Genomic DNA, 20,267 nt, shown 5'->3' with positions numbered 1-20,267 from the left:
CGCTACAGCGCGCGGTGCATCACGTAGATGTCGGTCGCGCCGAGCGTGGCGTGGCGGAATGCACCGGGCACGCGACCGACGATGGCGAAGCCGTGGCGCTGCCACAGCCGCACCGCGCCTTCGTTGCTGCTGACCACGAAGTTGAACTGCATGGCGGTGAAACCGGCGCGGCGCGCCTCGTCCATCGAGTGTTCACACAGCGCCGAGGCGATGCCCTGGCCGCGGGCGCGGGCGGACACCATGTAGCCGGCGTTGGCGACGTGGTTGCCGAGCCCGGGTTGGTTGGGTCGCAACATGTACAGGCCCAGCACCTCGCCGTCGCGTTCGGCGATGAAGCAGCGGCTCGGCGGCGTGGTCCACCAGGCGCGCGCTGTGTCCCGATCCAGATCGGGCGGGTAGCTGTAGGTGTCGCCGGAGGCGATCACCTCGTGGAACACCGGCCAGGCGCGTTCGAACCCGTCGGCATGGATCTCGTGGATCTGCAGGTCGGGGCTCACGGCGGGCGCGATCAGGCTGCTGCCTGATCGTCGGCCATCATCACGCGGCCACGCAGCGAGTTGGACATGGCCTCGGTGATCACGAGATCGACGAATTGGCCGACCAGGCGCGGGTGGCCGGGAAAGTTCACCGAGCGCATGTTCTCGGTCTTGCCCGTCAGCTCGTTGGGGTTCTTCTTCGACGGGCCTTCGACCAGCACCGTTTGCGTGGTGCCGACCATCGCCTGCGAAATGGTCGCGGCATGGGCGTTGATGTGCGCCTGCAGGCGTTCCAGCCGCGCGTGTTTCACCGCATCGGGCGTGTCGTCTTCGAGATCGGCCGCGGGCGTGCCGGGGCGACGGGAGTAGATGAAGGAGAACGACTGGTCGAAACCGACGTCCTCGATCAGCTTCATCGTCTTGTCGAAGTCGGCATCGGTTTCGCCGGGAAAACCGACGATGAAATCCGACGAGATCGAGATGTCCGGTCGCACCGCGCGCAGCTTGCGAATCTTCTGCTTGAACTCGAGCGCGGTATAGCCGCGCTTCATCGCCGCGAGCACGCGGTCGCTGCCGGCCTGCACCGGCAGGTGCAGGTAGTTGGCGAGTTGCGGGACGTCACGGTAGGCCTCGATAAGCGAATCGCCGAACTCAAGCGGATGCGAAGTGGTGAAGCGGATGCGGCCGATGCCTTCGATCTCGGCGATGGTGCGGATCAGCAGGCCGAGGTCGGCGATTTCGCCGTCGCCCCCGCTTTCATCAGGAGCGATTGGGCCGCGGTACGCGTTGACGTTCTGCCCGAGCAGGTTGATCTCACGCACGCCCTGCGCAGCGAGTTGCGCGACTTCGACCAGCACGTCTTCGAACGGACGGCTGACCTCTTCTCCACGCGTGTACGGCACGACGCAGAACGAGCAGTACTTCGAGCAGCCTTCCATGATCGAGACGAAGGCGCTCGGACCTTCGGCGCGCGGCTCGGGCAGGCGGTCGAATTTCTCGATCTCAGGGAAGCTGATGTCGACCTGCGGCTGGCCGGAGGCACGGCGGGCACGGATCAATTCGGGCAGGCGGTGCAGGGTTTGCGGGCCGAACACCAGGTCGACGTAGGGCGCGCGCTTGACGATGGCTGCGCCTTCCTGCGAAGCGACGCAGCCGCCGACGCCGATCAGGACCGGCTTGCCGTCCTTCTTGAGCGCTTTCCAGCGGCCGAGCTGGCTGAAGACCTTTTCCTGCGCTTTTTCGCGAATCGAGCAGGTATTGACCAGGATGACGTCGGCTTCTTCGACGTTCTGCGTCAGCTCAAGCCCATCTGATGCGGCGAGCACGTCGGCCATCTTGGCCGAGTCGTACTCGTTCATCTGGCAGCCGTGGGTCTTGATATAGAGCTTGCCTTTCTTGGAAGGCGAGCCTTCCAAGGGCTTGCCGCGCGGCGCGGCGACAGTCGGGTCGGTCATGTCGGTCTCGGTCCGGGAGGGCGGCGGTGAATCCGCGCCGGAAGGGGGCGGCATTGTAGCCCTCGGAGGCCGCAATGCGGTCCTCGTCACGTTTACTGAAAAAACGGCAACGCTGGCCGTGTTCATATAAATCAAATACTTGTCAAAGCGCTCCGGATGGGAGGAGACTCGCGGCCATGAAGGGGGCAAGGGGAATTTTGGCGCTTTTGTGCGTGCTGGCAGCGGCTCCTGCCGCGGCCGGCACTTTGTACCGTTGCGACAGCGCCGATGGTTCCCGCAGCTATGTCAGCAAGCGTGTCGCGGGGGCCAAATGCACCGTGATCAGCTACAAGTCATCGCGTGCTTCCGCGCCGACGCCTGCAGTGTCCAAGGCGCCCGTGCCGGCAGTCGGCAGCGTGACACCGGCCAACCTGGTGTCCGGTTCCCCGGCGACGGTAAGTGTGCCTGCGGTCGAGACGGTCACCACTCCGGTGCAGTCGTCCTCCGCTCCGACCACGCGCCTAGTGCAAGGGCAGGTCTATTCCTACATCAAGGACGGCGTGCGCCACTACACCAGCAAGCCGCCGCGGGGCGTGGCCGGTGCGACGGCGCTGCGCACGATCAAATACAGCTTCATGGAAACCTGCTTCGCCTGCGGCACCAGGCCCGGGGTGAACTTCAATACGCTGCGGCTGAACACTGCGGCCTACCAGGCCGAGATCGCGGCCGCCGCGCGCCAGCATGGGGTCGAGGAATCGATCGTGCGCGCCATCATCCACGCCGAATCTGCCTTCAACCCGAACGCGCTCTCCCGTGTCGGGGCGCAGGGGCTGATGCAGTTGATGCCCGCCACCGCACGCCGGTTCGGCGTCGGCAACGCCTTTGACGCCAACCAGAACATCGCCGGCGGGGTGCAGTACCTGGCTTGGCTGCTCAAGCGCTTCGACGGCAACCTGACCCTCGCTGCGGCCGGCTACAACGCTGGCGAGGGCGCGGTTGACAAGTACAAGGGCGTGCCGCCCTACAGCGAGACCCGCCGTTACGTCGAACGCGTCGCCGTCCTCGCCGAACGCTATCGCGGCGCGCTGGCCAGCAACGTGCGGGCGGCGCAATAGGCGCAGAACCCGATTCAGGCGCTCTCCAGCCACTGAATCCGGCCACTTCTGTTGTCGGCTTGTTAAGCGTTCCGTTACACTTCCCCGTCTTTGTGGCCGCTTGCCAATGCGCTCTGCGTGGCGAGGGCCCAGCCTCGATTAGCGTTCTTTTGCGGAGTGCCGGATGGCCAACGTAGGGGTAGGGATCAACGATCCCGCTCATGTTCACGACGGGGAACCCGTCAACCAGGGCCGTCGCCGGTTCCTGACCGCGACCACCAGCGTGGTCGGTGCGGTTGGTGTCGGCATTGCGACGGTACCGTTCATCAAGTCGTGGAATCCCAGCGCCCGGGCCAAGTTGGCCGGTGCGCCGATATCCGCCGACATCAGTGCCCTGGCCGAAGGCCAGCGTCTGGTCGTCGAATGGCGCGGCCAGCCGATCTGGATCGTCAAGCGCTCCAAGGCAATCCTCGACCTGCTGCCGACCCTCGACAGCAAGCTGCGCGACCCGAAGTCGGAAAACCTCGACCAGCAGCCGTCCTACATCAAGGGCGAGACGCGTTCGATCAAGCCGGACGTCTCGGTGCTGGTGGGCCTGTGCACACACCTCGGCTGCTCGCCGGAGATGAAGGCCGAGATCAAGCCTGAGCCGTTCGATCCGGAATGGAAGGGCGGCTATTTCTGCCCTTGCCACAAGTCGCGCTTCGACATGGCAGGACGCGTGTTCCAGGGCGTGCCGGCGCCGACCAATCTGGTCGTGCCGCCGCACCATTACGAGAATGACACCACGCTCGTGATCGGCGTTGATCCCTCGCCGTCAAGCAGCACGGGGGCCGCGTAAGTCATGGCAAACATCTTTAGCCGCGCCACTAATGGCGTGATGGATTGGGTCAACGCGCGTGCGCCGGGCATGATGCCGGTGTATCGCAAGCACATGACCGAGTACTACGCGCCGAAGAACTTCAACTTCTGGTACTACATGGGTTCGCTGGCGCTGCTGGTGCTGGTCAACCAGATCGTCACCGGTATCTTCCTCACGATGCACTTCAAGCCGAGCGCCGCAGAAGCGTTCTCCTCGGTCGAGTACATCATGCGCGACGTGGAATGGGGCTGGCTGATCCGGTACATGCACAGCACCGGCGCTTCGCTGTTCTTCATCGTCGTTTACCTGCACATGTTCCGTGGCCTGATGTACGGCTCGTACCAGAAGCCGCGCGAACTGGTGTGGATCCTCGGCATGGTGATCTACCTGGTGCTGATGGCCGAAGCCTTCATGGGTTACGTGCTGCCGTGGGGCCAGATGTCGTTCTGGGGCGCCAAGGTGATCATCTCGCTGTTCGGCGCGATCCCGGTGATCGGTCAAGGCCTCACCGAATGGATCATGGGCGACTACCTGCCCGGCGACGCCACCCTCGGCCGCTTCTTCGCACTGCATGTGATCGCGCTCCCGTTGGTGCTATTGCTGCTGGTCGTGCTGCACTTGGGCGCGTTGCACGAAGTCGGCTCGAACAACCCGGATGGCGTCGAGATCAAGAAAGGTCCCAAGGGCAACCGCTGGTCGACCACCGCACCGCGCGATGGCATCCCGTTCCATCCGTACTACACGGTGAAGGACACCTTCGGCGTCGGCGTGTTCCTGATCCTTGCCGCCTTCATCATCTTCTTCGCGCCGGCACTCGGTGGCTTGTTCCTCGAGCACGACAACTTCACCGAAGCCAACCGCCTGGTCACGCCGGAGCACATCAAGCCGGTGTGGTACTACACGCCGTACTACGCGATGTTGCGCGTGATCCCGCACAAACTGTCCGGTGTCATCGTGATGTTCGGTGCGATCGCAGTGCTGTTCCTGGTGCCGTGGCTGGATCGCGCCAAGGTCAAGTCGTACCGGTACCGCGGGCTGTTGTCGAAGATCGCACTCGGCATCTTCGCGATCTGCTTCGTGTGGCTTGGCAAGATCGGCGCCGGCCCGGGTACGGATCCGGTGGAGACCATCATCGGCCGTGTCCTGACCTTCTTGTACTTCGCTTTCTTCATCACCATGCCGCTGTGGACCAAGCTCGACAAAACCAAGCCGGTGCCGGAACGGGTGACGACGCATGACTAACTTCACCCGCAAACTGACCACGTTCGCAGCTGGCTTGCTGATCTCGACTTCAGCGCTCGCTTCCAGCGGTGGCAACGAGCAGCAGGCGGACACTGACCTCGGCGACCGCGTGTCGCTGCAGCGCGGTGCGCAGCTGTACATGAACTACTGCTCGGGTTGTCATTCGTTGAAATACCTGCGCTATTCGCGCATGGCCGAAGACCTTGGTCTCAGCGAAGAAGAGGTGATGAATAACCTCAACTTCACCGGCGCCAAGTTCGGCGAGACCGTGCTGACCGCGATGCCCGAAGCGCAGGCTACCCAGTGGTTTGGCAAGATGCCGCCGGACCTCAGCGTCATCTCACGCGTGCGCGGCAGCAACTGGATCTACACCTACCTGAAGTCGTTCTACCTGGACGAATCGCGTCCGCTCGGCTGGAACAACACCGTGTTCCCGAACGCATCGATGCCGAACCCGCTGTGGCAGCTGCAGGGTCTGCAGCACGCCGAGTACGGCAAGCCCGATGCGGCCACCGGCGAACGCCATGTCGAAAAGCTGGTCTTGGCGCAGCCAGGCAAGCTCGACAGCGAAGCGTTCAACCAGGCCGCGCGCGACATCACCGCTTTCCTCGAGTACGCCGGCGAACCAGCCGCGCTCAAGCGCCAGAGCATGGGCGTCTGGGTGGTCCTGTTCCTGGCGGCGTTCACCTTCCTGGCGTACCTGCTGAAGAAGGAATACTGGCGCGACGTGCACTAGGCGGATCCCTCCGCGAGAGCACGGCCACCCCCACGGTCGGGCTTTTCACGAAAAGCCGCTGGAGTAGGGCTTTTCGGTAGGATCATGGCTATGCTCGAGGCCGTGGCGACCGCCCGCAAGGGGTGGGCGGCGTCGTGACGACCGGCGGATTCCGGTCGCTGGAGAGGTCGATGATGGCCGCAAGCCCGCGTATGCGTAACGCCCTGACTTTGTTTTCATCCACCGATTGCGTGCTGTGCCATCGCGTGCGCTTGGTGCTGGCCGCCAAAGGCGTCACCTACGACCTGATCGCGGTCGATCCGCAGAATCCTCCGGAAGACCTGATCGACCTCAATCCGTACCACTCCGTGCCTACGCTGGTGGAGCGCGAACTGGTGCTGTACGCCGCCTCCGTGGTGACCGAATATCTCGATGAGCGTTACCCGCATCCGCCGCTGATGCCGGTGGATCCGCTCTCCCGCGCGCGCCTGCGCCTGGCGATGCTGCGCCTCGAACACGACTGGGTGCCGCAGGTGCAGGCGATCCAGCTCGGCAACAAGCAGCAGGCCGAAGCCGGCCGCAAGCGCCTGAAGGAGCTGCTCACTGCGTCGGTGCCGCTGTTCAAGGCCAGCAAGTTCTTCCTCAATCCGGAAATGAGCCTCGCCGACTGCGCCATGGCGCCGATCATCTGGCGTCTGCAAGCGCTCGAGATCCCACTGCCGAAGGACGGCAAGGTGATCGAGGATTACGGCAACCGCATCTTCCGCAATCCTGGTTTCATGCGTAGCCTGACCGACCAGGAAAAGAAGCTGCGCGATTTGCCTACATGAGCGAAGACAGTCCGGCGATGACCAGCCACCGCCCGTACCTGCTGCGGGCGTTGAACGAATGGATCGCCGACAACGGCATGACCCCGCACCTGCTGGTCGATGCCACCCGCCCCGGCGTGCAAGTGCCGACGCAGGCGATCAACGATGGCAAGGTCGTGCTCAACATCGCCGAGCGCGCGGTCGCGCGGCTGCTGATCGACAACGAGAGCGTCAGCTTCACCGCCCGTTTCGGCGGCGTCAGCCATCCGGTGGTTGTGCCGATCAGCGCAGTGCTTGCGATCTACGCGCGCGAAACAGGGCAGGGCATGGCATTGCCGGAGGACGTCGCCACTTCCGGCCCGCAAGACGAACCGCCGCATTCGCCGGATACGCCACCCGAGGATGCAGGCCCGACGCCGCGACGCGGGCATTTGCGGGTGATCAAGTAGCCTCGCCCCAGTATTTGCTGGTCCCGCGCAATTAGTGCAACTCGATCACATTGGCCGCCCGCGTCGGCCCGACGAACGACACCAGGCGCTCACCGCGCAATACGAGCTTGCCGATGTGGCGATCGCTACCGTCATACGAGTACTCGAAGCGGAAGCTGCGTTCGAAGCCGAGCCGGCCGTCTTCGCCACGGTGCAGTCGCAAGCCGGAGGCGTGCACGGTCTGGTCCAGCCATTGCACGCCAGCGGCGCGGCAGGCATCGCGGCCGAGGTGTTCCGCCCGCTCGGCGGCGGCGCGACCGGCGCTCCAGAATGCGAACGCCATCGCAGCAACGATCATCAGGATGAGTAGAGTCGGCATCCATGTAATGTGGCGATAGCAGTGGCCGGTCGCAAGCGTCTTGGCACACGATTCAAGGATACGGAGCCAACTCACGCATGAAACTTGTCTTCCCAGGCGGTGAACATCCGCAAGTGCTGCTCGGGCTTGGCGTCAACCGGATCGGTTCCGACCCCAAGGCCAATATCCTCCTCAACTATCCAGGGGTGCAGCCGCAACATTGCCAGCTGCACGTCACCCACAGCGGGGTGATGCTGGATGTGCCGCACGGCACCACGGTCAGCGTCAACGGACGCCAGGTCGATGGCCTGATCGCACTGCGCCCGGGGGACAGCGTCGCCTTCGACCACGTGCAGGCACGGCTGACGGCAGTAGAAGCCCCGGCGCTGGTGCGGCGTGGGCAGCTGCCGTCGCCGGCGAACGACGACCCAGGCGCCACTGCGATTCGGCCGGCGGTGCCGCGCTACGTGTTGCGTGGCGTCTCTGGCGAGGCTTTCGGCCGCACGTATCCGATCCACGGCACGACCACGATCGGTCGCTCGCCGGAATGCACGCTGCGCCTCGACGAATCCGGCATCTCGCGCGTGCATGCGCGCCTGCAGCCGACCGAGGACGGCATGCTGCTCGAGGACCTGGGTTCCAGCAACGGTAGTTACGTCAACGACAAGCGCGTACTGCGTGGCGAAGCCAGGATCGGCGATGAGATCGGTTTCGACACCTTGCGTTTCCGCCTGACCGCAACGGGCCAGCCCGAGCAGGTGCATGCGGAACGGAAAGCCGACCCGTCGCGGTTGCAGGTGTCGCCGTGGCCCTGGATCGCGCTGGCCACGGTCGCGCTCGCGGCGATCTGGGTTATGGCGGCGCTGCGCTAGCCAGCAGGCCGGCCCAGTTTCATCGAAAGATCGATCGCGTGGACGTGCTTCGTCAGTCCGCCGATCGAGATGCAATCGACGCCATCCGCGGCGACGGCGCGCACGGTATCCAGATCTACGCCGCCGGATACTTCCAGGGGAATTCGACCAGCCGCACGTCGCACGGCCTCGCGTCGCGTGGCAGCATCGAAGTCGTCGATCAGGATGCGTTCGCACCCCGCCTGCAGCGCTTCATCGAGTTGTTCCAGGGTTTCCACTTCCACGATCAGCGGCAACGCCGGATGCATCGCACGTGCGGCATGGATCGCGGCCTGGAGTGAACCCGCAACGCGGATGTGGTTTTCCTTCAGCATCACGGCATCGAACAAACCGATGCGGTGGTTGACGCCCCCGCCGACCCGCACGGCGTACTTCTGTGCCAGGCGCAGGCCGGGGATGGTTTTGCGAGTGTCGAGGATTTGCGGGTCAGGAGCCGGCACCCTGGTGCCGCGTACCGCATCCACATAGGCCGCGGTCGTGGTCGCCGTGCCGCTTAGCGTTTGTAGGAAGTTGAGCGCCGCACGCTCGGCGCTGACCAGTGCGCGGGTGTGGCCTTCCAGCGTCGCCAACACCGTGCCCTTGCCGACGCGATCACCCTCGGCGACACGCCAGTCGATGCGGACGTCCGGATCGAGCGCGCGGTGGCAGGCATCGAACCACGGTCGTCCGCAGACCACCGCGTCTTCCTTGCACAACAGGTAGGCGATGTCGGGTGCATCAGGCAATAGGGAGGCAGTGACGTCACCGCTGCCGAGGTCTTCGGCGAGCGCGCGGGCGACGTCGGATTCGATCACCGTGGTCGGCGGCGCCTCAAACCGCGTGCTCATGCGGATCGAATTCATTCTTTCGGAAAGCCGGCCACCTGCCCCGTGGCGATGCCTTCCTCGACCAGCAGCACCGGGATGCCGTCGTCGATGCGATAGACGAGCTTGCGGTCACGGGTGACCAGCCCCTCGCGTAAGGCATCGGCCTGCGGCGTGTCGTCTATACGCTTGATGCCACCCGCCTTGATGGCCTGGTTCAACGCCTCCAATCCGCGCGCCTCCAGCAGCGCCAGCGGCTGGCGGGTGGCGGGGCAGGCGAGGATGTCGAGGAGTTTCCGGTCCATGGCGATGCCGACGACGTAGGAGGCCGGTAGAATACTTTGTTTAGAGCGGCGTTTTGCCGCAGGAAGCAGTCATGCCAGCACCCTTGGTCGGCATCGTGATGGGCTCCCGTTCCGACTGGGAGACGATGCAGCACGCCGCGCAGAGGCTCGAGGCCCTGGGGGTGCCGCATGAAGTGCGCGTGGTGTCGGCACATCGCACGCCGGATGTGTTGTTCGACTATGCCGCCACCGCCGCCGAGCGCGGCCTGCGCGCGATCATCGCTGGCGCTGGTGGTGCCGCACACTTGCCTGGCATGCTCGCCGCCAAGACCGCGGTGCCGGTGCTCGGCGTGCCGGTGCAATCGAAAGCACTCAACGGCATGGATTCGCTGTTGTCGATCGTGCAGATGCCCGCTGGCATTCCCGTCGCGACCTTCGCCATCGGCAACGCCGGTGCCGCGAACGCCGCATTGTTTGCCGCCGCGATGCTGGCGAACGAACACCCGCATATCGCCACCGCGCTGGCCGCGTTCCGTGCCAAGCAGACGAACGACGTGACCAGCAACGACGACCCGCGCAAATGACGACGGTTGGAATCCTCGGCGGCGGGCAACTGGCCCGCATGCTCGCGCTTTCCGGCGCGCCGCTGGGCCTGCGCTTCCTGGTGATGGACAACACCGCCGACGCCTGCGCCGGCCAGTTCGTGCCGATGGTGGTCGGTGATTACCGTGACGAAACCGCGCTGGCGGAATTCGCCAGCCGCATCGATGTCGCCACCTTCGACTTCGAGAACGTGCCGGCCGACAGTGCCGAGTGGCTCGCCCAGCGCGTTCCCGTGTTCCCGAATCCGCGCGCGCTTGCCGTGGCACAGGATCGTCTCGCCGAGAAGACTCTGTTCCGCGAACTCGGCATCGGCGTACCGGCGTTCGCCGCGATCGACACCCGCGCCGACCTCGATGCCGCGCTTGCGGTGATCGGCGCACCCAGCATCCTCAAGACCCGCCGCCTCGGTTACGACGGCAAGGGCCAGTTCCGCATCAGGACGCTCGCCGACGCGGACGCCGCCTGGGTTGCGCTGAGCGGCAACACGCATGGCTTGATCCTCGAAGCCTTCGTGCCATTCGAACGCGAGCTGTCGGTGGTCGCCGCACGCGGCCGCGATGGCGAGTTCCGCGCATGGCCGCTGACCGAGAACTGGCATGAACACGGCATCCTCTCCGCCAGTCTTGCCCCTGCGCACGTGGCGCCCGCGCTCGCTGCGCACGCGCTCGACTACGCGCGCCGCGTGGGCGAAGCGCTCGACTATGTGGGTGTGTTCGCACTCGAACTGTTCCTGCGTGACGGCGAACTGCTGGCCAATGAAATGGCCCCGCGCGTACACAACTCCGGGCACTGGACCATCGAAGGCAGCGAGACCTCGCAGTTCCAGAACCATTTACGCGCCGTGCTCGGCCTCCCGCTTGGCGACACTCGCATGCTCGGCCACGCCTGCATGCTCAACTGGATTGGTGACCTGCCCGATGCCAACGTCGTGTTGAACGAACCCGGTGGCCACTGGCACGACTACGGCAAAGCCCCACGTGACGGGCGCAAGGTAGGGCATGCGACGGTGCGCGCGGACTCTGCCGAACAGCTGGCAAGTGCGTTGCAACGCGTGGGCATTGCGCTTGGTCGCGAAGCACAGGTTGCGCCTGCCATTCAAGCGCTGCGCTGACGGCGCACGCTTCGGCCTGGAAAACAAAAACGGCCGGGTACTCCGGCCGTTTTGCATTCGACGATGGCGATTCCGGTCAGCGCATGTTCGACGCGACGAAATCCCAATTGACCAGGTTCCAGAACGCTTCGACATACTTCGGTCGCGCGTTGCGGTAGTCGATGTAATAGGCGTGTTCCCACACATCGCAGGTCAGTAGCGGGGTGTCCTCGCCAGTCAGCGGCGTGGCGGCATTCGGCGTGCTGGCCAACGCCAGCGAGCCGTCCGGACGCTGCACCAGCCAACCCCAGCCGGAGCCGAACGTGCCGACCGAAATCTTGGTGAACTCTTCCTTGAACTTGGCGAAGTCGCCGAAGGCCTTGCTGATGGCATCGGCCAGCTTGCCACCCGGCTCGCCGCCACCCGCATTCGGTCCGGAAGCCGGCTTCAGGCAGTTCCAGTAGAAAGTGTGGTTCCAGATTTGCGCGGCGTTGTTGAACATGCCGCCCTGCGCCTTGCGGATGATGTCCTCGAGCGCCATGTCGGCGAACTCGGTACCCTCGATCATCTTGTTGAGGTTGTCGACGTAGGTCTTGTGGTGCTTGCCATAGTGGTAATCGATCGTCTCGCCGGAAATATGCGGCTCGAGCGCGGTACGGTCATAGGGGAGAGCAGGCAGTTCGATAGCCAAAGTCGGCTCCTGTGGGCTGTGGGGGAGGCGGCCTGTGGCCGCGCGAAGGCTTACAATTGGCTTCGCAATTGTATCCCCACGTCGTGTTGAGACGCCGTCATGGCCGCGCAACACGCTATTGCAGGAGTTGTCCATGTCAGTGCTTGAGCGGATCCAGGCCGAAGTAGAAGGCCATCCGATTGTCCTTTTCATGAAGGGAACCCCGCAGTTCCCGATGTGCGGTTTTTCCAGCCGAACTGTGCAGGCGTTGAAGGCCGCGGGGGCGACAGGCATGCACACCATCAATGTGCTGGAAGAACCCGAGATCCGTGCCAATCTGCCGCGCTATTCCGATTGGCCGACGTTCCCGCAGCTTTTCATCAATGGCGAACTGATCGGCGGCTGCGACATCACGCTGGAGCTGTTCGAATCCGGCGAGCTGGCACGCATGATCACGGAAGCGCAGAAGGCGTGAGCGTGGCCGCGGCCACGGAGTCGAACGCGCCGGTGCTGGCCGGACCTGCTCTGAAAGGGCGTGTCGTGCTCGTCACCGGCGCGCATGGCGGGCTCGGCGGCGCGGCATCGCTCGCCTGCGCGCGCGCAGGCGCGACCGTGGTGTTGCTCGGCCGGAAACCGGCGAAGCTGAATCGCCTATACGACGCCGTGGCTAAGGAAGGACCGGAACCATTGCTGTATCCGCTGGACCTGGAGGGCGCATCGCCCGACGACTATGCGGAACTGGCAGCGCGCATCGAAACCGAACTCGGACGGCTCGACGGGCTACTGCACTGCACGGCCGAATTCCGCGGCCTGACTCCGCTCCAACACACGGACCCGGCTGCATTCGCGCGTGCGGTGCATGTCGGCTTGACCGCTCCGTGGTGGCTCACGCAAGCCTGCCTGCCATTGCTGCAGAAGGCCGAAGACAGCGCAGTCGTGTTCGTGCTCGATGACCCGGCGCGCGTCGGACAGGCGTTCTGGGGCGGCTACGGCGTGGCGCAGCACGGTCTCGCTGCATTGGTCGGCATGCTGCATGCCGAGTCGGCGAAGACTTCGATGCGCGTGAGTGGCCTGCGTCCGGGCCCGATGCGTACCGCGTTGCGCGCCAAGGCTTATGTCGAGGACGGCGACCGTGATGCGCGCGATCCGGCGACGTATGCCGACGCCTGCGTCGCCCTGTTGTCGCCTGCTGGCGCTGCGCATCGCGGCACGGTGTGGAGCCCGCGGCCATGACGATCGCGTCCGCCGCGCTCCTGTTGTTCCTCATCCTGGATCCGCTCGGCAACATTCCCGTGTTCCTGAGCCTGCTCAAGCCGCTGCCGGTCGCGCGTCGGCGCATCGTCCTGGCGCGTGAGTTGCTGATCGCGCTGGTCGTGTTGATGGTTTTCCTGCACGGCGGCAAATACATGCTGGAGCTGATGCACCTGCGTCAGGAGTCGGTGTCGATCGCCGGCGGTATCGTCCTGTTCCTGATCGGCATCCGCATGATCTTCCCGCCACCCGAAGGCCTGATGGGCGAGTTGCCCGGTGGCGAGCCCTTCATCGTGCCCATGGCCATTCCGCTGGTGGCCGGCCCTTCGGGCATGGCCGCGGTGATGCTGATGGGCAGCAACGACCCCGGGCGCCTGGCCGACTGGAGCCTGGCCCTGCTGATCGCCTGGGTCGCCACTGCCGCCATCCTGTTCTCCGCGACCTACCTCTACAAATGGCTGGGCTCGCGGGTGCTGATCGCGGTCGAGCGGCTGATGGGCATGCTCCTGGTGGCGATCTCGGTACAGATGTTCCTGGATGGTATCGGCGTATACATCCGCGCTGGCTGAGTCGTTCAGGGGACGGTGTCGACCGCTGTCATTCCGCCGTCATTCCCAATTGTTACCGTGTTAATCTGGCGTTAACCCGTGCGCTACCGCATGGGTGGGGATGCAGAGTTGCCGACGAGCCCGCAATAAGGAATTTGCGCGCGTTGGCATGCGCCATGACGCCGCCACTTTCCTGCAATCGAGGTCAACAAGATGAGTCATCCGAACCGCGCCCGCGTATCCAAACTGTCGCTGGCCCTGATCGCTGCGCTTGCCGCGGCACCTGTTTTTGCGCAGAGCACCTCCGCCGCCCTCGGTGGTCGCGTGGTCGGTGCCGATGCGCAACCGATCGCTGGCGCTGAAGTCACCATCGTCCACACTGCTTCGGGCACGGTCAGCAAGGCCACGACCGACGCCAATGGCCGTTACACCGCCCGCGGTCTCCGTGTCGGCGGTCCGTACACGATCACCGTGAACAAGGCAGGCGCCGGCACCGATAGCGAACAGGGCGTGTACTTGGAGTTGTCGGAGTCGAACAACGTCGACCTGAGCCTCGCCAGCGGTGCGGCTACTACGCTCGAAACCGTCACGATCGTAGGTACGGGCATCAGCGTGTTCGCGCCGAACGCCATGGGTACGGGCAGCAACATCAGCCGCGATCAGCTGGACGGCTTCAGCTCGATCAAGCGTGACCTGCAGGATTACGCGCGCATGGATCCGCGCATGTCGCAGACGGACAAGGAGCGCGGTGAGATCTCGGCCGCCGGCCAGAACACCCGCTACAACTCGATCACCATCGACGGCGTCACCACCAACGACAAGTTCGGCATCGAGTCGAACAACCTGCCGACGATCCGCCAGCCGATCTCGATCGATACCATCGACGCGGTTGAGGTGAACGTCGCCAAGTATGACGTCACCGAGAAGGGCTACACCGGCGCCAACATCAACGCCGTCACCAAGTCTGGCACCAACGATTTCCACGGCTCGGCGTATTACGTTTACCGCGATGCCGACATGGTCGGCGACAGCGAGCAAGGCGCACCATTCACCGGCTTCAAGGAAGACTTCAGCTACGGCGCCACCTTCGGCGGCCCGCTGATGAAGGACCGCCTGTTCTTCTTCCTGAACTATGAGAAGAGCGAGCGCACTGCACCGTCACCCGAATTCGGCCCAGTTGGCAGCGGCAAGCCGAACATCGTCAACATCACCCAGTCGCAGATCGACCAGGTGATCGCCGAGGCCCGGGACAAAAACCTGATCCCCGGCAGCCTGGTGGCCCAGGACCTGTCGACCGAGTCGGAGAGCTGGCTCGCCAAGTTCGACTGGAACATCAACGACGACCATCGCGCATCGTTCCGCATCAACCACACCGAGCAGCTGGAAGCGTTCCAGGGCAACTTCAGCCGCAATGGCCTGTCGCTGTCCAGCTATTGGAACAGGCAGCCGAAAGAGTTCGACAACTACGTCGCCCAGCTGTTCAGCGACTGGTCGGAGAATTTCTCCACCGAGGCACGTCTCTCGTACCAGAACTACCAGAGCAAGCAGCCGCTGATCATGGCCAGGCAGCCGCAGATTCGCGTCGACTTCGGCTCGGCCAATCTGCGCCTCGGCACGGAACAGTTCCGTCATGCCAACGTAATCGACAACAAGACCTGGAATGGCTACTTCGCCGGCAACTGGTACATGGGCGACCACGAGCTCAAGTTCGGCGTGGATCACGAGAAGAACGAAATCTACAACCTGTTCCTGGACTCGGGGTTCGGCACCTATCGCTTCCGCAGCCTTACTGATTTCGAGAACGGCGTTTACAGCGAGTACCAGTTCCGCACATTCCCGGCTGGCGGTTCGCTTGACGATGTTGCGGCCAACTTCACGCTCGAAAACACCGGCCTGTTCGTCCAGGACACCTGGACGCTCACTCCGAACCTGACCCTGCTGTTCGGCGTGCGCGCCGACATCCCCAATGTCGATGAGCCGCCGCGGTTCAATGCCGCGGCCTCGGCTGCGTTCGGCCGCCGCAATGACGTCACGATCGACGGTAATTACCTGATCCAGCCGCGCTTCGGCTTCAACTACACCTTCGACAGTGAGCGCCCGACCCAATTGCGCGGCGGTATCGGCCTGTTCCAGGGCTCGGCCTCCAATGTCTGGCTGACCAACCCGTACACGAACAACGGCCAAACCATCCAGGTATTCGGTTGTGGTACCGGCATCGGCTTCACCAATTCCTGTACGGGAGCTCCGCCGTTCCTGGATGCCAATGCGCCGCGCCCGCAAATCGGCACGGCACGACAGGACGTCGACTTCGTCGAAGAAGACCTGCACCAGCCGTCCGTATGGAAGGCCAATCTCGCGTTCGAGCACGAATTGCCGTGGTACGGCATGGTGGCTTCAGCCGAGCTGCTGCTGACCAGCGTCAACACCGGCCTCTACTACGAACACCTCAACCTCGGCGGTGCATCTCGCATCGGCGCCGACGGCCGCAATCTGTACTGGGGTACCTACAACACGGCTACGCCTTCGGTCTCGGGTGCCCGTGCCAATGCCAACGCGGCTTACCGTGACGTCCTCCTGGCCAGGGAGACCAACAAGGGCGAGGGTCAGAACCTCACCTTCAGCCTCAGCAAACCGATGATCGGCGACAGTCATTGGTACTGGCAGGCTGCGTACAGCTACACCAATGCCACCGAAGTGAACCCGCTCACATCGAGTCGATCCATCTCCGGCTGGCAGAACCGCGCGGTCTTCAATCCGAACGAGGAGGTTTCCGCCCGTTCGAATTACTCGATCCGCCATCGAGTCACAGCCGCCCTGCAGTTCAAGCAGGCCTTCTGGGGTGACAACGACACCAGCATCGCGCTGTTCTACGAAGGCCGTACCGGCAAGCCGTACAGCTGGACGTTCTTCAACGACATGAACGGCGACGGCACCTCTGGCAATGACCTCCTCTACATCCCGGACAACCGTGACGGCGTCGCCTTCGTGTCGCAGGCCGACAAGGATGCGTTCTGGAACTACGTCGCCAGTCACAAGGAGTTCAATGGCGCGGCGGGTGGCGCGATGGAGCGCAACAGTTCGGAAACGAACTGGATCAACAACTTCGACATGCGCATCAGCCAGGAACTGCCGGGCTTCTTCGAGGGCAACAAGGCCGAGTTGTGGATTGACATCCTCAATGTCGGCAACCTGCTCAACAAGAAATGGGGCCATATCGACGAAGTCGGGTTCGACAACAACTTCGGTGGTGTCGTTCGCAGCCCTGTAGACTTTGTCGGTATCAATGCCCAAGGCCAGTATGTCTACGACTTCCGCGGAGACGAAGCGCTGACGCGTCGCGACCGTACTGGCGAATCGCGCTGGTCGCTACAGGTCGGCTTCCGCTACAAGTTCTGATCGGCGATACCCATGACACTCGAAACGGCCGGGGTAACCCGGCCGTTTTCTTTTGCGCGTCCCGCTGCGCTAAAGTCGTCATCATGAACAACGATACGAAAGCTGCGAAAGCGACGAACGCCACCCTGCCAACCGCCAATGCACGCATCTACCCGCGGGGCGGGTTGGATGTACTTTCGCGCGCGGAAGTCGCGCGCCTGCGGGATGCCTCCAGCGGCGGCATGCACGACTTATTGCGGCGTTGCGCGCTGGCGGTGCTGACCAGCGGCAGTGCCTCCGATGACCCCCGTGCGGCGCAGGAGCTGTACCCGGATTTCGACATCGAAGTGCTGCAACAGGACCGCGGCGTGCGTATCGACCTGCGCCACGCGCCAGCAATGGCCTTCGTCGATGGCGAGATCATCCGCGGCGTCGCCGAACTGTTGTTCGCGGTTGTGCGCGACCTTGCTTACACCGCGATCGAACTGGTCAAGGAGGGCGGTCGCGACCTCGAAACCAGCGAAGGCATCACCGACGCCGTGTTCGGCTTGTTACGCAACGCACGCGTGCTGCAACCCGCCGACCCCAACCTGGTGGTGTGCTGGGGTGGGCATTCGATCAATCGCGACGAATACGTCTACACCAAGCAGGTCGGGTACGAGCTCGGCCTGCGCGGACTCGACATCTGCACCGGCTGCGGCCCAGGCGCGATGAAGGGGCCGATGAAGGGCGCCACCATCGCCCATGCCAAGCAGCGCCGGCGCAAGACGCGTTACATCGGCATCACCGAGCCCGGCATCATCGCCGCCGAATCGCCGAACCCGATCGTCAATCACCTGGTGATCATGCCGGACATCGAGAAGCGCCTGGAGGCCTTCGTCCGCATCGGCCACGGCATCATCGTGTTCCCTGGTGGCGTCGGCACCGCGGAGGAAATCCTGTACCTGCTCGGCATCCTGTTGCGCGAGGAGAACAAGGACCTGCCGTTCCCGCTGATCCTCACTGGCCCGACCGCGTCGGCGCCGTACTTCGAACAGATCGACCAGTTCCTGCGCCTCACCTTGGGCGAGGCCGCAACCTCACGCTACGAAATAGTCATCGGTGACCCGGCGACAGTGGCCAAGCACATGGCCTCCGGCATCCGCAAAGTGCGCGAGCACCGCATCGCCCAGAAGGATTCGTTCTTCTTCAACTGGTCGATGCACGTGCCGCTGGAATTCCAGCGACCGTTCGTATGTACTCATGAGGCCATGGCTGCCCTCGACCTGCACCATGGCCGCAAGCCGCACGAACTCGCCGCCGACCTGCGCCGTGCTTTTTCCGGTATCGTCGCCGGCAACGTCAAGGAAGAGGGCATGCGCAGGATCGAGGCGCGCGGCCCATTCGAGATCCATGGCGACCCCGGCATGATGCAAGCCCTTGATGCGTTGCTTCGCGCCTTCGTCGAACAGCGACGGATGAAGATCGCCGGGGAGTATCGGCCCTGTTATCGAGTGATGGCCTGACTAATTTTCCCAGCACTCTGCCGGCGTGCGGGTGCCGGCCTGGTTTAGGGTCAGTGTCGTGCAGGCAACGCCACCTGCGTTGTCTTTGGCCTGTTTGCCGACAGCCGTCACACTTATGGACCATGTGGCCGGTGGACCAGCCGCAACAACGACGTCGGCCCAGTCAAACCATTCTCCGATCCCCGTTGGGCTGGTGGTATCGGGATCGCCGCCAAGCAAAGCCCAGTTAGCGGTATACCCCGGGTTTTCTGCCCTAAACCGCTCTTCCGCCAGGGAGATCTGCTGCATCCGCTGCATGGCGTCCGCGCGTCGCGACTTCCGTATGTACTGGCTGTACATGGGGACGGCGATAGCAGCAAGGACCGCGATGATCACGACCACGATCATGAGTTCGAGCAAGGTAAAACCGAACTGACGGGAACGGGCTTTGGGTAGCATGGAGGCTCTCCGACGATTGCATCCCATCATATCGTGCCCTCTTGCCAAGAGGCGCCGTCCATCTTCAGGCAGGCGCCGCTGGTCGCGGCCAGCTTGCCCTTAAGGCTGGAGGCTGGCTACCGTGAGCCTCGGCGCCGAACGTGTGAGTGACATGAGACATCGCGGCTTTACTCTCATTGAGTTGATGGTGACCCTGGTCGTGCTGACGGTCCTGATAACCATGGCCGTGCCGAGCTTCGCCGACTATTTCCAGAAGGCGCGGGTTCGTGGTGCTGCGGATCAAGTCACGAATCTCCTCGCGCGCGCACGCGCCGCTGCAGTCAAGACCAACATGCCCATCGGCGTGCTCGCGATAGAGAAGGCATCGGGGGGCTGGTGCGTCGGTGCCAGGCAACCTGCGGAACCTGGCGCATGGCAACTGCGCCCGAGCACGGCATCTGGATGCGATTGCGAAACCAGTAGCGCAGTCTGCCTGGTGGATGGCGAAAAGCTTGTCGTGGACAACGCTGACCTCGGGGCTGAGCGAGCGCCGACGATCGATATCGTGGATTTCGATTTTTCGTATACGCCGAAGTTGGGTGGCGTTTCCAGCAATGGTGCGCCGGGCAAGGCATTCCTGGAGAGCGCTGCCAGCAGCTTGGCGATCACCAGTGCCAATGGTCGATACGTCGTCAATGTCATCGTTACCCCGCTTGGACAGTCATATGTATGTGTCCCTGGCGACAAGCCGCCTTTCTTCAGTTATCGCTCCTGTTGAGGTTCACGCGATGCGATTCAAAGCACCCAGGCAAGCAGGCTTCTCACTGGTCGAATTGATGGTCGGGATGGCCGTTGGCCTCATCATGCTGGCGGCCGTCGTCGCGCTTGCAACCTCCGTCCTGCGGACGAACGCCGAGACCGTTACTGTGGCCAAGCTGACACAGGAAGGGCGCGCGATCGGCGACCTGGTGTCGCGGGAATTACGGCGCGCACGCTATAGCGGCAACTATCGCCAGTTCGTTGGTGCGGCCGGCACTGTCCCCAACGCGTTTGGGAACATCGACATCCTCAGTGGCGGCAATTGCGTACGTTTCGCTTATGACACCGACGATGATGGTGCTTTGGACACCAATGAAGTCAAGGTGATCAGCCTGAGTGGAGGCGCCGTTTACTTCGCGCAATACAACGCCTATACCGCCGCGACGTGCTCCACCACCGGCGCGCTCAGAATCAGTTCGCCCGACGTACAGGTCACGAATCTTCTATTTGCACGCGATACCGTTGCCGCCCCCAACCGGATCGATGTGACCTTCCGCCTTGGACTAACGGGCAACGCTGCGATCACGCGCCGCTTCGACCAAGCGGTGCAAGTGCGTAACCCATTCCTCTGATG

Annotated in this window: 23 protein-coding genes; 16 read left to right on the top strand and 7 right to left on the bottom strand. The window is 63.6% G+C overall.

The annotated features are described in order from the left end of the window. Positions 1-2: 2 nt before the first annotated feature. Complete coding sequence (locus tag MO486_RS03375; protein ID WP_242904525.1) at positions 3-497, bottom strand: GNAT family N-acetyltransferase; 495 nt, start codon at positions 495-497, stop codon at positions 3-5. A gap of 11 nt (positions 498-508) precedes the next feature. After that, entirely contained in the window at positions 509-1,930 is a 1,422-nt protein-coding gene (gene miaB, locus MO486_RS03370; protein ID WP_242904524.1) for a tRNA (N6-isopentenyl adenosine(37)-C2)-methylthiotransferase MiaB, read from the bottom strand. 176 nt (positions 1,931-2,106) lie between these two features. On the opposite strand from miaB, the gene MO486_RS03365 reads away from it, so the two are divergent. From MO486_RS03365 to MO486_RS03340, 6 genes are all read left to right on the top strand, one after another. Further along, positions 2,107-3,024 carry a lytic transglycosylase domain-containing protein gene (locus MO486_RS03365; RefSeq protein ID WP_242904523.1) on the top strand — a complete coding sequence of 306 codons (918 nt, stop codon included), beginning with the start codon at positions 2,107-2,109 and terminating at the stop codon, positions 3,022-3,024. Positions 3,025-3,187: 163 nt separating this feature from the next. Then, complete coding sequence (petA, locus tag MO486_RS03360) at positions 3,188-3,844, top strand: ubiquinol-cytochrome c reductase iron-sulfur subunit (protein WP_242904521.1); 657 nt, start codon at positions 3,188-3,190, stop codon at positions 3,842-3,844. 3 nt (positions 3,845-3,847) lie between these two features. Further along, on the top strand, positions 3,848-5,107 hold the full coding sequence (locus MO486_RS03355) for a cytochrome bc complex cytochrome b subunit (protein WP_242904519.1): 1,260 nt from the start codon (positions 3,848-3,850) through the stop codon (positions 5,105-5,107). Continuing rightward, positions 5,100-5,843, top strand: coding sequence for a cytochrome c1 (locus MO486_RS03350; RefSeq protein ID WP_242904517.1), 744 nt, complete (start codon positions 5,100-5,102; stop codon positions 5,841-5,843). The genes MO486_RS03355 and MO486_RS03350 overlap by 8 nt, the downstream gene beginning before the upstream one ends. A 173-nt stretch (positions 5,844-6,016) precedes the next feature. Further along, a complete protein-coding gene (locus MO486_RS03345) occupies positions 6,017-6,652 on the top strand; it encodes a glutathione S-transferase N-terminal domain-containing protein (RefSeq protein WP_242904615.1) in 636 nt (211 codons plus the stop codon). After that, positions 6,649-7,080 carry a ClpXP protease specificity-enhancing factor gene (locus MO486_RS03340; protein ID WP_242904516.1) on the top strand — a complete coding sequence of 144 codons (432 nt, stop codon included), beginning with the start codon at positions 6,649-6,651 and terminating at the stop codon, positions 7,078-7,080. The genes MO486_RS03345 and MO486_RS03340 overlap by 4 nt, the downstream gene beginning before the upstream one ends. A 31-nt stretch (positions 7,081-7,111) precedes the next feature. On the opposite strand, the gene MO486_RS03335 is transcribed toward MO486_RS03340, so the two are convergent. Beyond that, on the bottom strand, positions 7,112-7,438 hold the full coding sequence (locus tag MO486_RS03335; RefSeq protein WP_242904515.1) for a DUF3301 domain-containing protein: 327 nt from the start codon (positions 7,436-7,438) through the stop codon (positions 7,112-7,114). A gap of 77 nt (positions 7,439-7,515) precedes the next feature. Between MO486_RS03335 and MO486_RS03330 the strand changes: the two genes are divergently transcribed. Further along, on the top strand, positions 7,516-8,289 hold the full coding sequence (locus tag MO486_RS03330) for an FHA domain-containing protein (protein WP_242904514.1): 774 nt from the start codon (positions 7,516-7,518) through the stop codon (positions 8,287-8,289). Here the strand turns inward: MO486_RS03330 and nadC are convergent. Beyond that, positions 8,286-9,155, bottom strand: coding sequence for a carboxylating nicotinate-nucleotide diphosphorylase (gene nadC / locus MO486_RS03325; RefSeq protein WP_242904513.1), 870 nt, complete (start codon positions 9,153-9,155; stop codon positions 8,286-8,288). The genes MO486_RS03330 and nadC overlap by 4 nt on opposite strands. 11 nt (positions 9,156-9,166) lie before the next feature. Further along, positions 9,167-9,436, bottom strand: a complete 270-nt coding sequence (locus MO486_RS03320) for a Trm112 family protein (RefSeq protein WP_242904512.1) — start codon at positions 9,434-9,436, stop codon at positions 9,167-9,169. 71 nt (positions 9,437-9,507) lie between these two features. Here MO486_RS03320 and purE point away from each other — a divergent pair, with 71 nt between their 5' ends. Together purE and MO486_RS03310 are read left to right on the top strand one after the other, a co-directional pair. Further along, positions 9,508-9,999, top strand: coding sequence for a 5-(carboxyamino)imidazole ribonucleotide mutase (gene purE, locus MO486_RS03315; protein ID WP_242904510.1), 492 nt, complete (start codon positions 9,508-9,510; stop codon positions 9,997-9,999). Continuing rightward, positions 9,996-11,129 carry a 5-(carboxyamino)imidazole ribonucleotide synthase gene (locus tag MO486_RS03310; protein ID WP_242904508.1) on the top strand — a complete coding sequence of 378 codons (1,134 nt, stop codon included), beginning with the start codon at positions 9,996-9,998 and terminating at the stop codon, positions 11,127-11,129. Before purE ends, MO486_RS03310 begins: the two co-directional genes overlap by 4 nt. Positions 11,130-11,205: 76 nt before the next feature. Here MO486_RS03310 and MO486_RS03305 read toward each other — a convergent pair whose 3' ends face one another. Further along, positions 11,206-11,799 carry a Fe-Mn family superoxide dismutase gene (locus MO486_RS03305; RefSeq protein ID WP_242904506.1) on the bottom strand — a complete coding sequence of 198 codons (594 nt, stop codon included), beginning with the start codon at positions 11,797-11,799 and terminating at the stop codon, positions 11,206-11,208. A 133-nt stretch (positions 11,800-11,932) separates the two neighbouring features. Between MO486_RS03305 and grxD the strand changes: the two genes are divergently transcribed. From grxD to ppnN, 5 genes are all read left to right on the top strand, one after another. Beyond that, a complete protein-coding gene (gene grxD / locus MO486_RS03300; RefSeq protein ID WP_242904613.1) occupies positions 11,933-12,253 on the top strand; it encodes a Grx4 family monothiol glutaredoxin in 321 nt (106 codons plus the stop codon). A 2-nt stretch (positions 12,254-12,255) separates the two neighbouring features. Beyond that, on the top strand, positions 12,256-13,011 hold the full coding sequence (locus MO486_RS03295) for an SDR family NAD(P)-dependent oxidoreductase (RefSeq protein ID WP_242904504.1): 756 nt from the start codon (positions 12,256-12,258) through the stop codon (positions 13,009-13,011). Further along, on the top strand, positions 13,008-13,598 hold the full coding sequence (locus tag MO486_RS03290; protein WP_242904502.1) for a MarC family protein: 591 nt from the start codon (positions 13,008-13,010) through the stop codon (positions 13,596-13,598). The genes MO486_RS03295 and MO486_RS03290 overlap by 4 nt, the downstream gene beginning before the upstream one ends. A 192-nt stretch (positions 13,599-13,790) precedes the next feature. Beyond that, the gene (locus MO486_RS03285; protein ID WP_242904500.1) at positions 13,791-16,973 is read left to right on the top strand and encodes a TonB-dependent receptor; all 3,183 of its coding nucleotides are present in this window, start codon (positions 13,791-13,793) and stop codon (positions 16,971-16,973) included. Positions 16,974-17,056: 83 nt separating this feature from the next. Further along, positions 17,057-18,457, top strand: a complete 1,401-nt coding sequence (ppnN, locus tag MO486_RS03280; RefSeq protein ID WP_242904499.1) for a nucleotide 5'-monophosphate nucleosidase PpnN — start codon at positions 17,057-17,059, stop codon at positions 18,455-18,457. Here the strand turns inward: ppnN and MO486_RS03275 are convergent, their stop codons facing one another. Next, positions 18,458-18,895 carry a type IV pilin protein gene (locus tag MO486_RS03275; protein ID WP_305037355.1) on the bottom strand — a complete coding sequence of 146 codons (438 nt, stop codon included), beginning with the start codon at positions 18,893-18,895 and terminating at the stop codon, positions 18,458-18,460. It abuts the gene before it with no gap. Positions 18,896-19,016: 121 nt separating this feature from the next. On the opposite strand from MO486_RS03275, the gene MO486_RS03265 reads away from it, so the two are divergent. After that, positions 19,017-19,652 (top strand): GspH/FimT family pseudopilin, encoded by a 636-nt coding sequence (locus MO486_RS03265; RefSeq protein WP_242904498.1) that lies wholly within the window; start codon positions 19,017-19,019, stop codon positions 19,650-19,652. Next, positions 19,600-20,265, top strand: a complete 666-nt coding sequence (locus MO486_RS03260) for a prepilin-type N-terminal cleavage/methylation domain-containing protein (protein WP_242904497.1) — start codon at positions 19,600-19,602, stop codon at positions 20,263-20,265. The genes MO486_RS03265 and MO486_RS03260 overlap by 53 nt, the downstream gene beginning before the upstream one ends. Positions 20,266-20,267 lie beyond the last annotated feature (2 nt).

It is taken from the genome of Lysobacter sp. CFH 32150 (genome assembly GCF_022758295.1).
In the GTDB taxonomy this organism is placed as follows: Bacteria; Pseudomonadota; Gammaproteobacteria; order Xanthomonadales; family Xanthomonadaceae; genus CFH-32150.
Note: the sequence above shows the minus strand (reverse complement) of the source record. Positions and strands in the feature narration are given on the sequence as shown.

Bases quoted from the DNA above. Each gene is read 5' to 3' on its own strand.
- petA (WP_242904521.1), top strand. From the start codon at position 3,188: ATGGCCAACGTAGGGGTAGGGATCAACGATCCCGCTCATGTTCACGAC.
- MO486_RS03310 (WP_242904508.1), top strand. From the start codon at position 9,996: ATGACGACGGTTGGAATCCTCGGCGGCGGGCAACTGGCCCGCATGCTC.
- MO486_RS03290 (WP_242904502.1), top strand. From the start codon at position 13,008: ATGACGATCGCGTCCGCCGCGCTCCTGTTGTTCCTCATCCTGGATCCG.
- MO486_RS03340 (WP_242904516.1), top strand. From the start codon at position 6,649: ATGAGCGAAGACAGTCCGGCGATGACCAGCCACCGCCCGTACCTGCTG.
- ppnN (WP_242904499.1), top strand. From the start codon at position 17,057: ATGAACAACGATACGAAAGCTGCGAAAGCGACGAACGCCACCCTGCCA.
- MO486_RS03330 (WP_242904514.1), top strand. From the start codon at position 7,516: ATGAAACTTGTCTTCCCAGGCGGTGAACATCCGCAAGTGCTGCTCGGG.
- nadC (WP_242904513.1), bottom strand. From the start codon at position 9,155: ATGAGCACGCGGTTTGAGGCGCCGCCGACCACGGTGATCGAATCCGAC.
- MO486_RS03355 (WP_242904519.1), top strand. From the start codon at position 3,848: ATGGCAAACATCTTTAGCCGCGCCACTAATGGCGTGATGGATTGGGTC.
- MO486_RS03260 (WP_242904497.1), top strand. From the start codon at position 19,600: ATGTATGTGTCCCTGGCGACAAGCCGCCTTTCTTCAGTTATCGCTCCT.
- purE (WP_242904510.1), top strand. From the start codon at position 9,508: ATGCCAGCACCCTTGGTCGGCATCGTGATGGGCTCCCGTTCCGACTGG.
- MO486_RS03345 (WP_242904615.1), top strand. From the start codon at position 6,017: ATGGCCGCAAGCCCGCGTATGCGTAACGCCCTGACTTTGTTTTCATCC.
- MO486_RS03275 (WP_305037355.1), bottom strand. From the start codon at position 18,895: ATGCTACCCAAAGCCCGTTCCCGTCAGTTCGGTTTTACCTTGCTCGAA.
- MO486_RS03285 (WP_242904500.1), top strand. From the start codon at position 13,791: ATGAGTCATCCGAACCGCGCCCGCGTATCCAAACTGTCGCTGGCCCTG.
- MO486_RS03350 (WP_242904517.1), top strand. From the start codon at position 5,100: ATGACTAACTTCACCCGCAAACTGACCACGTTCGCAGCTGGCTTGCTG.
- miaB (WP_242904524.1), bottom strand. From the start codon at position 1,930: ATGACCGACCCGACTGTCGCCGCGCCGCGCGGCAAGCCCTTGGAAGGC.
- MO486_RS03335 (WP_242904515.1), bottom strand. From the start codon at position 7,438: ATGCCGACTCTACTCATCCTGATGATCGTTGCTGCGATGGCGTTCGCA.
- grxD (WP_242904613.1), top strand. From the start codon at position 11,933: ATGTCAGTGCTTGAGCGGATCCAGGCCGAAGTAGAAGGCCATCCGATT.
- MO486_RS03365 (WP_242904523.1), top strand. From the start codon at position 2,107: ATGAAGGGGGCAAGGGGAATTTTGGCGCTTTTGTGCGTGCTGGCAGCG.
- MO486_RS03320 (WP_242904512.1), bottom strand. From the start codon at position 9,436: ATGGACCGGAAACTCCTCGACATCCTCGCCTGCCCCGCCACCCGCCAG.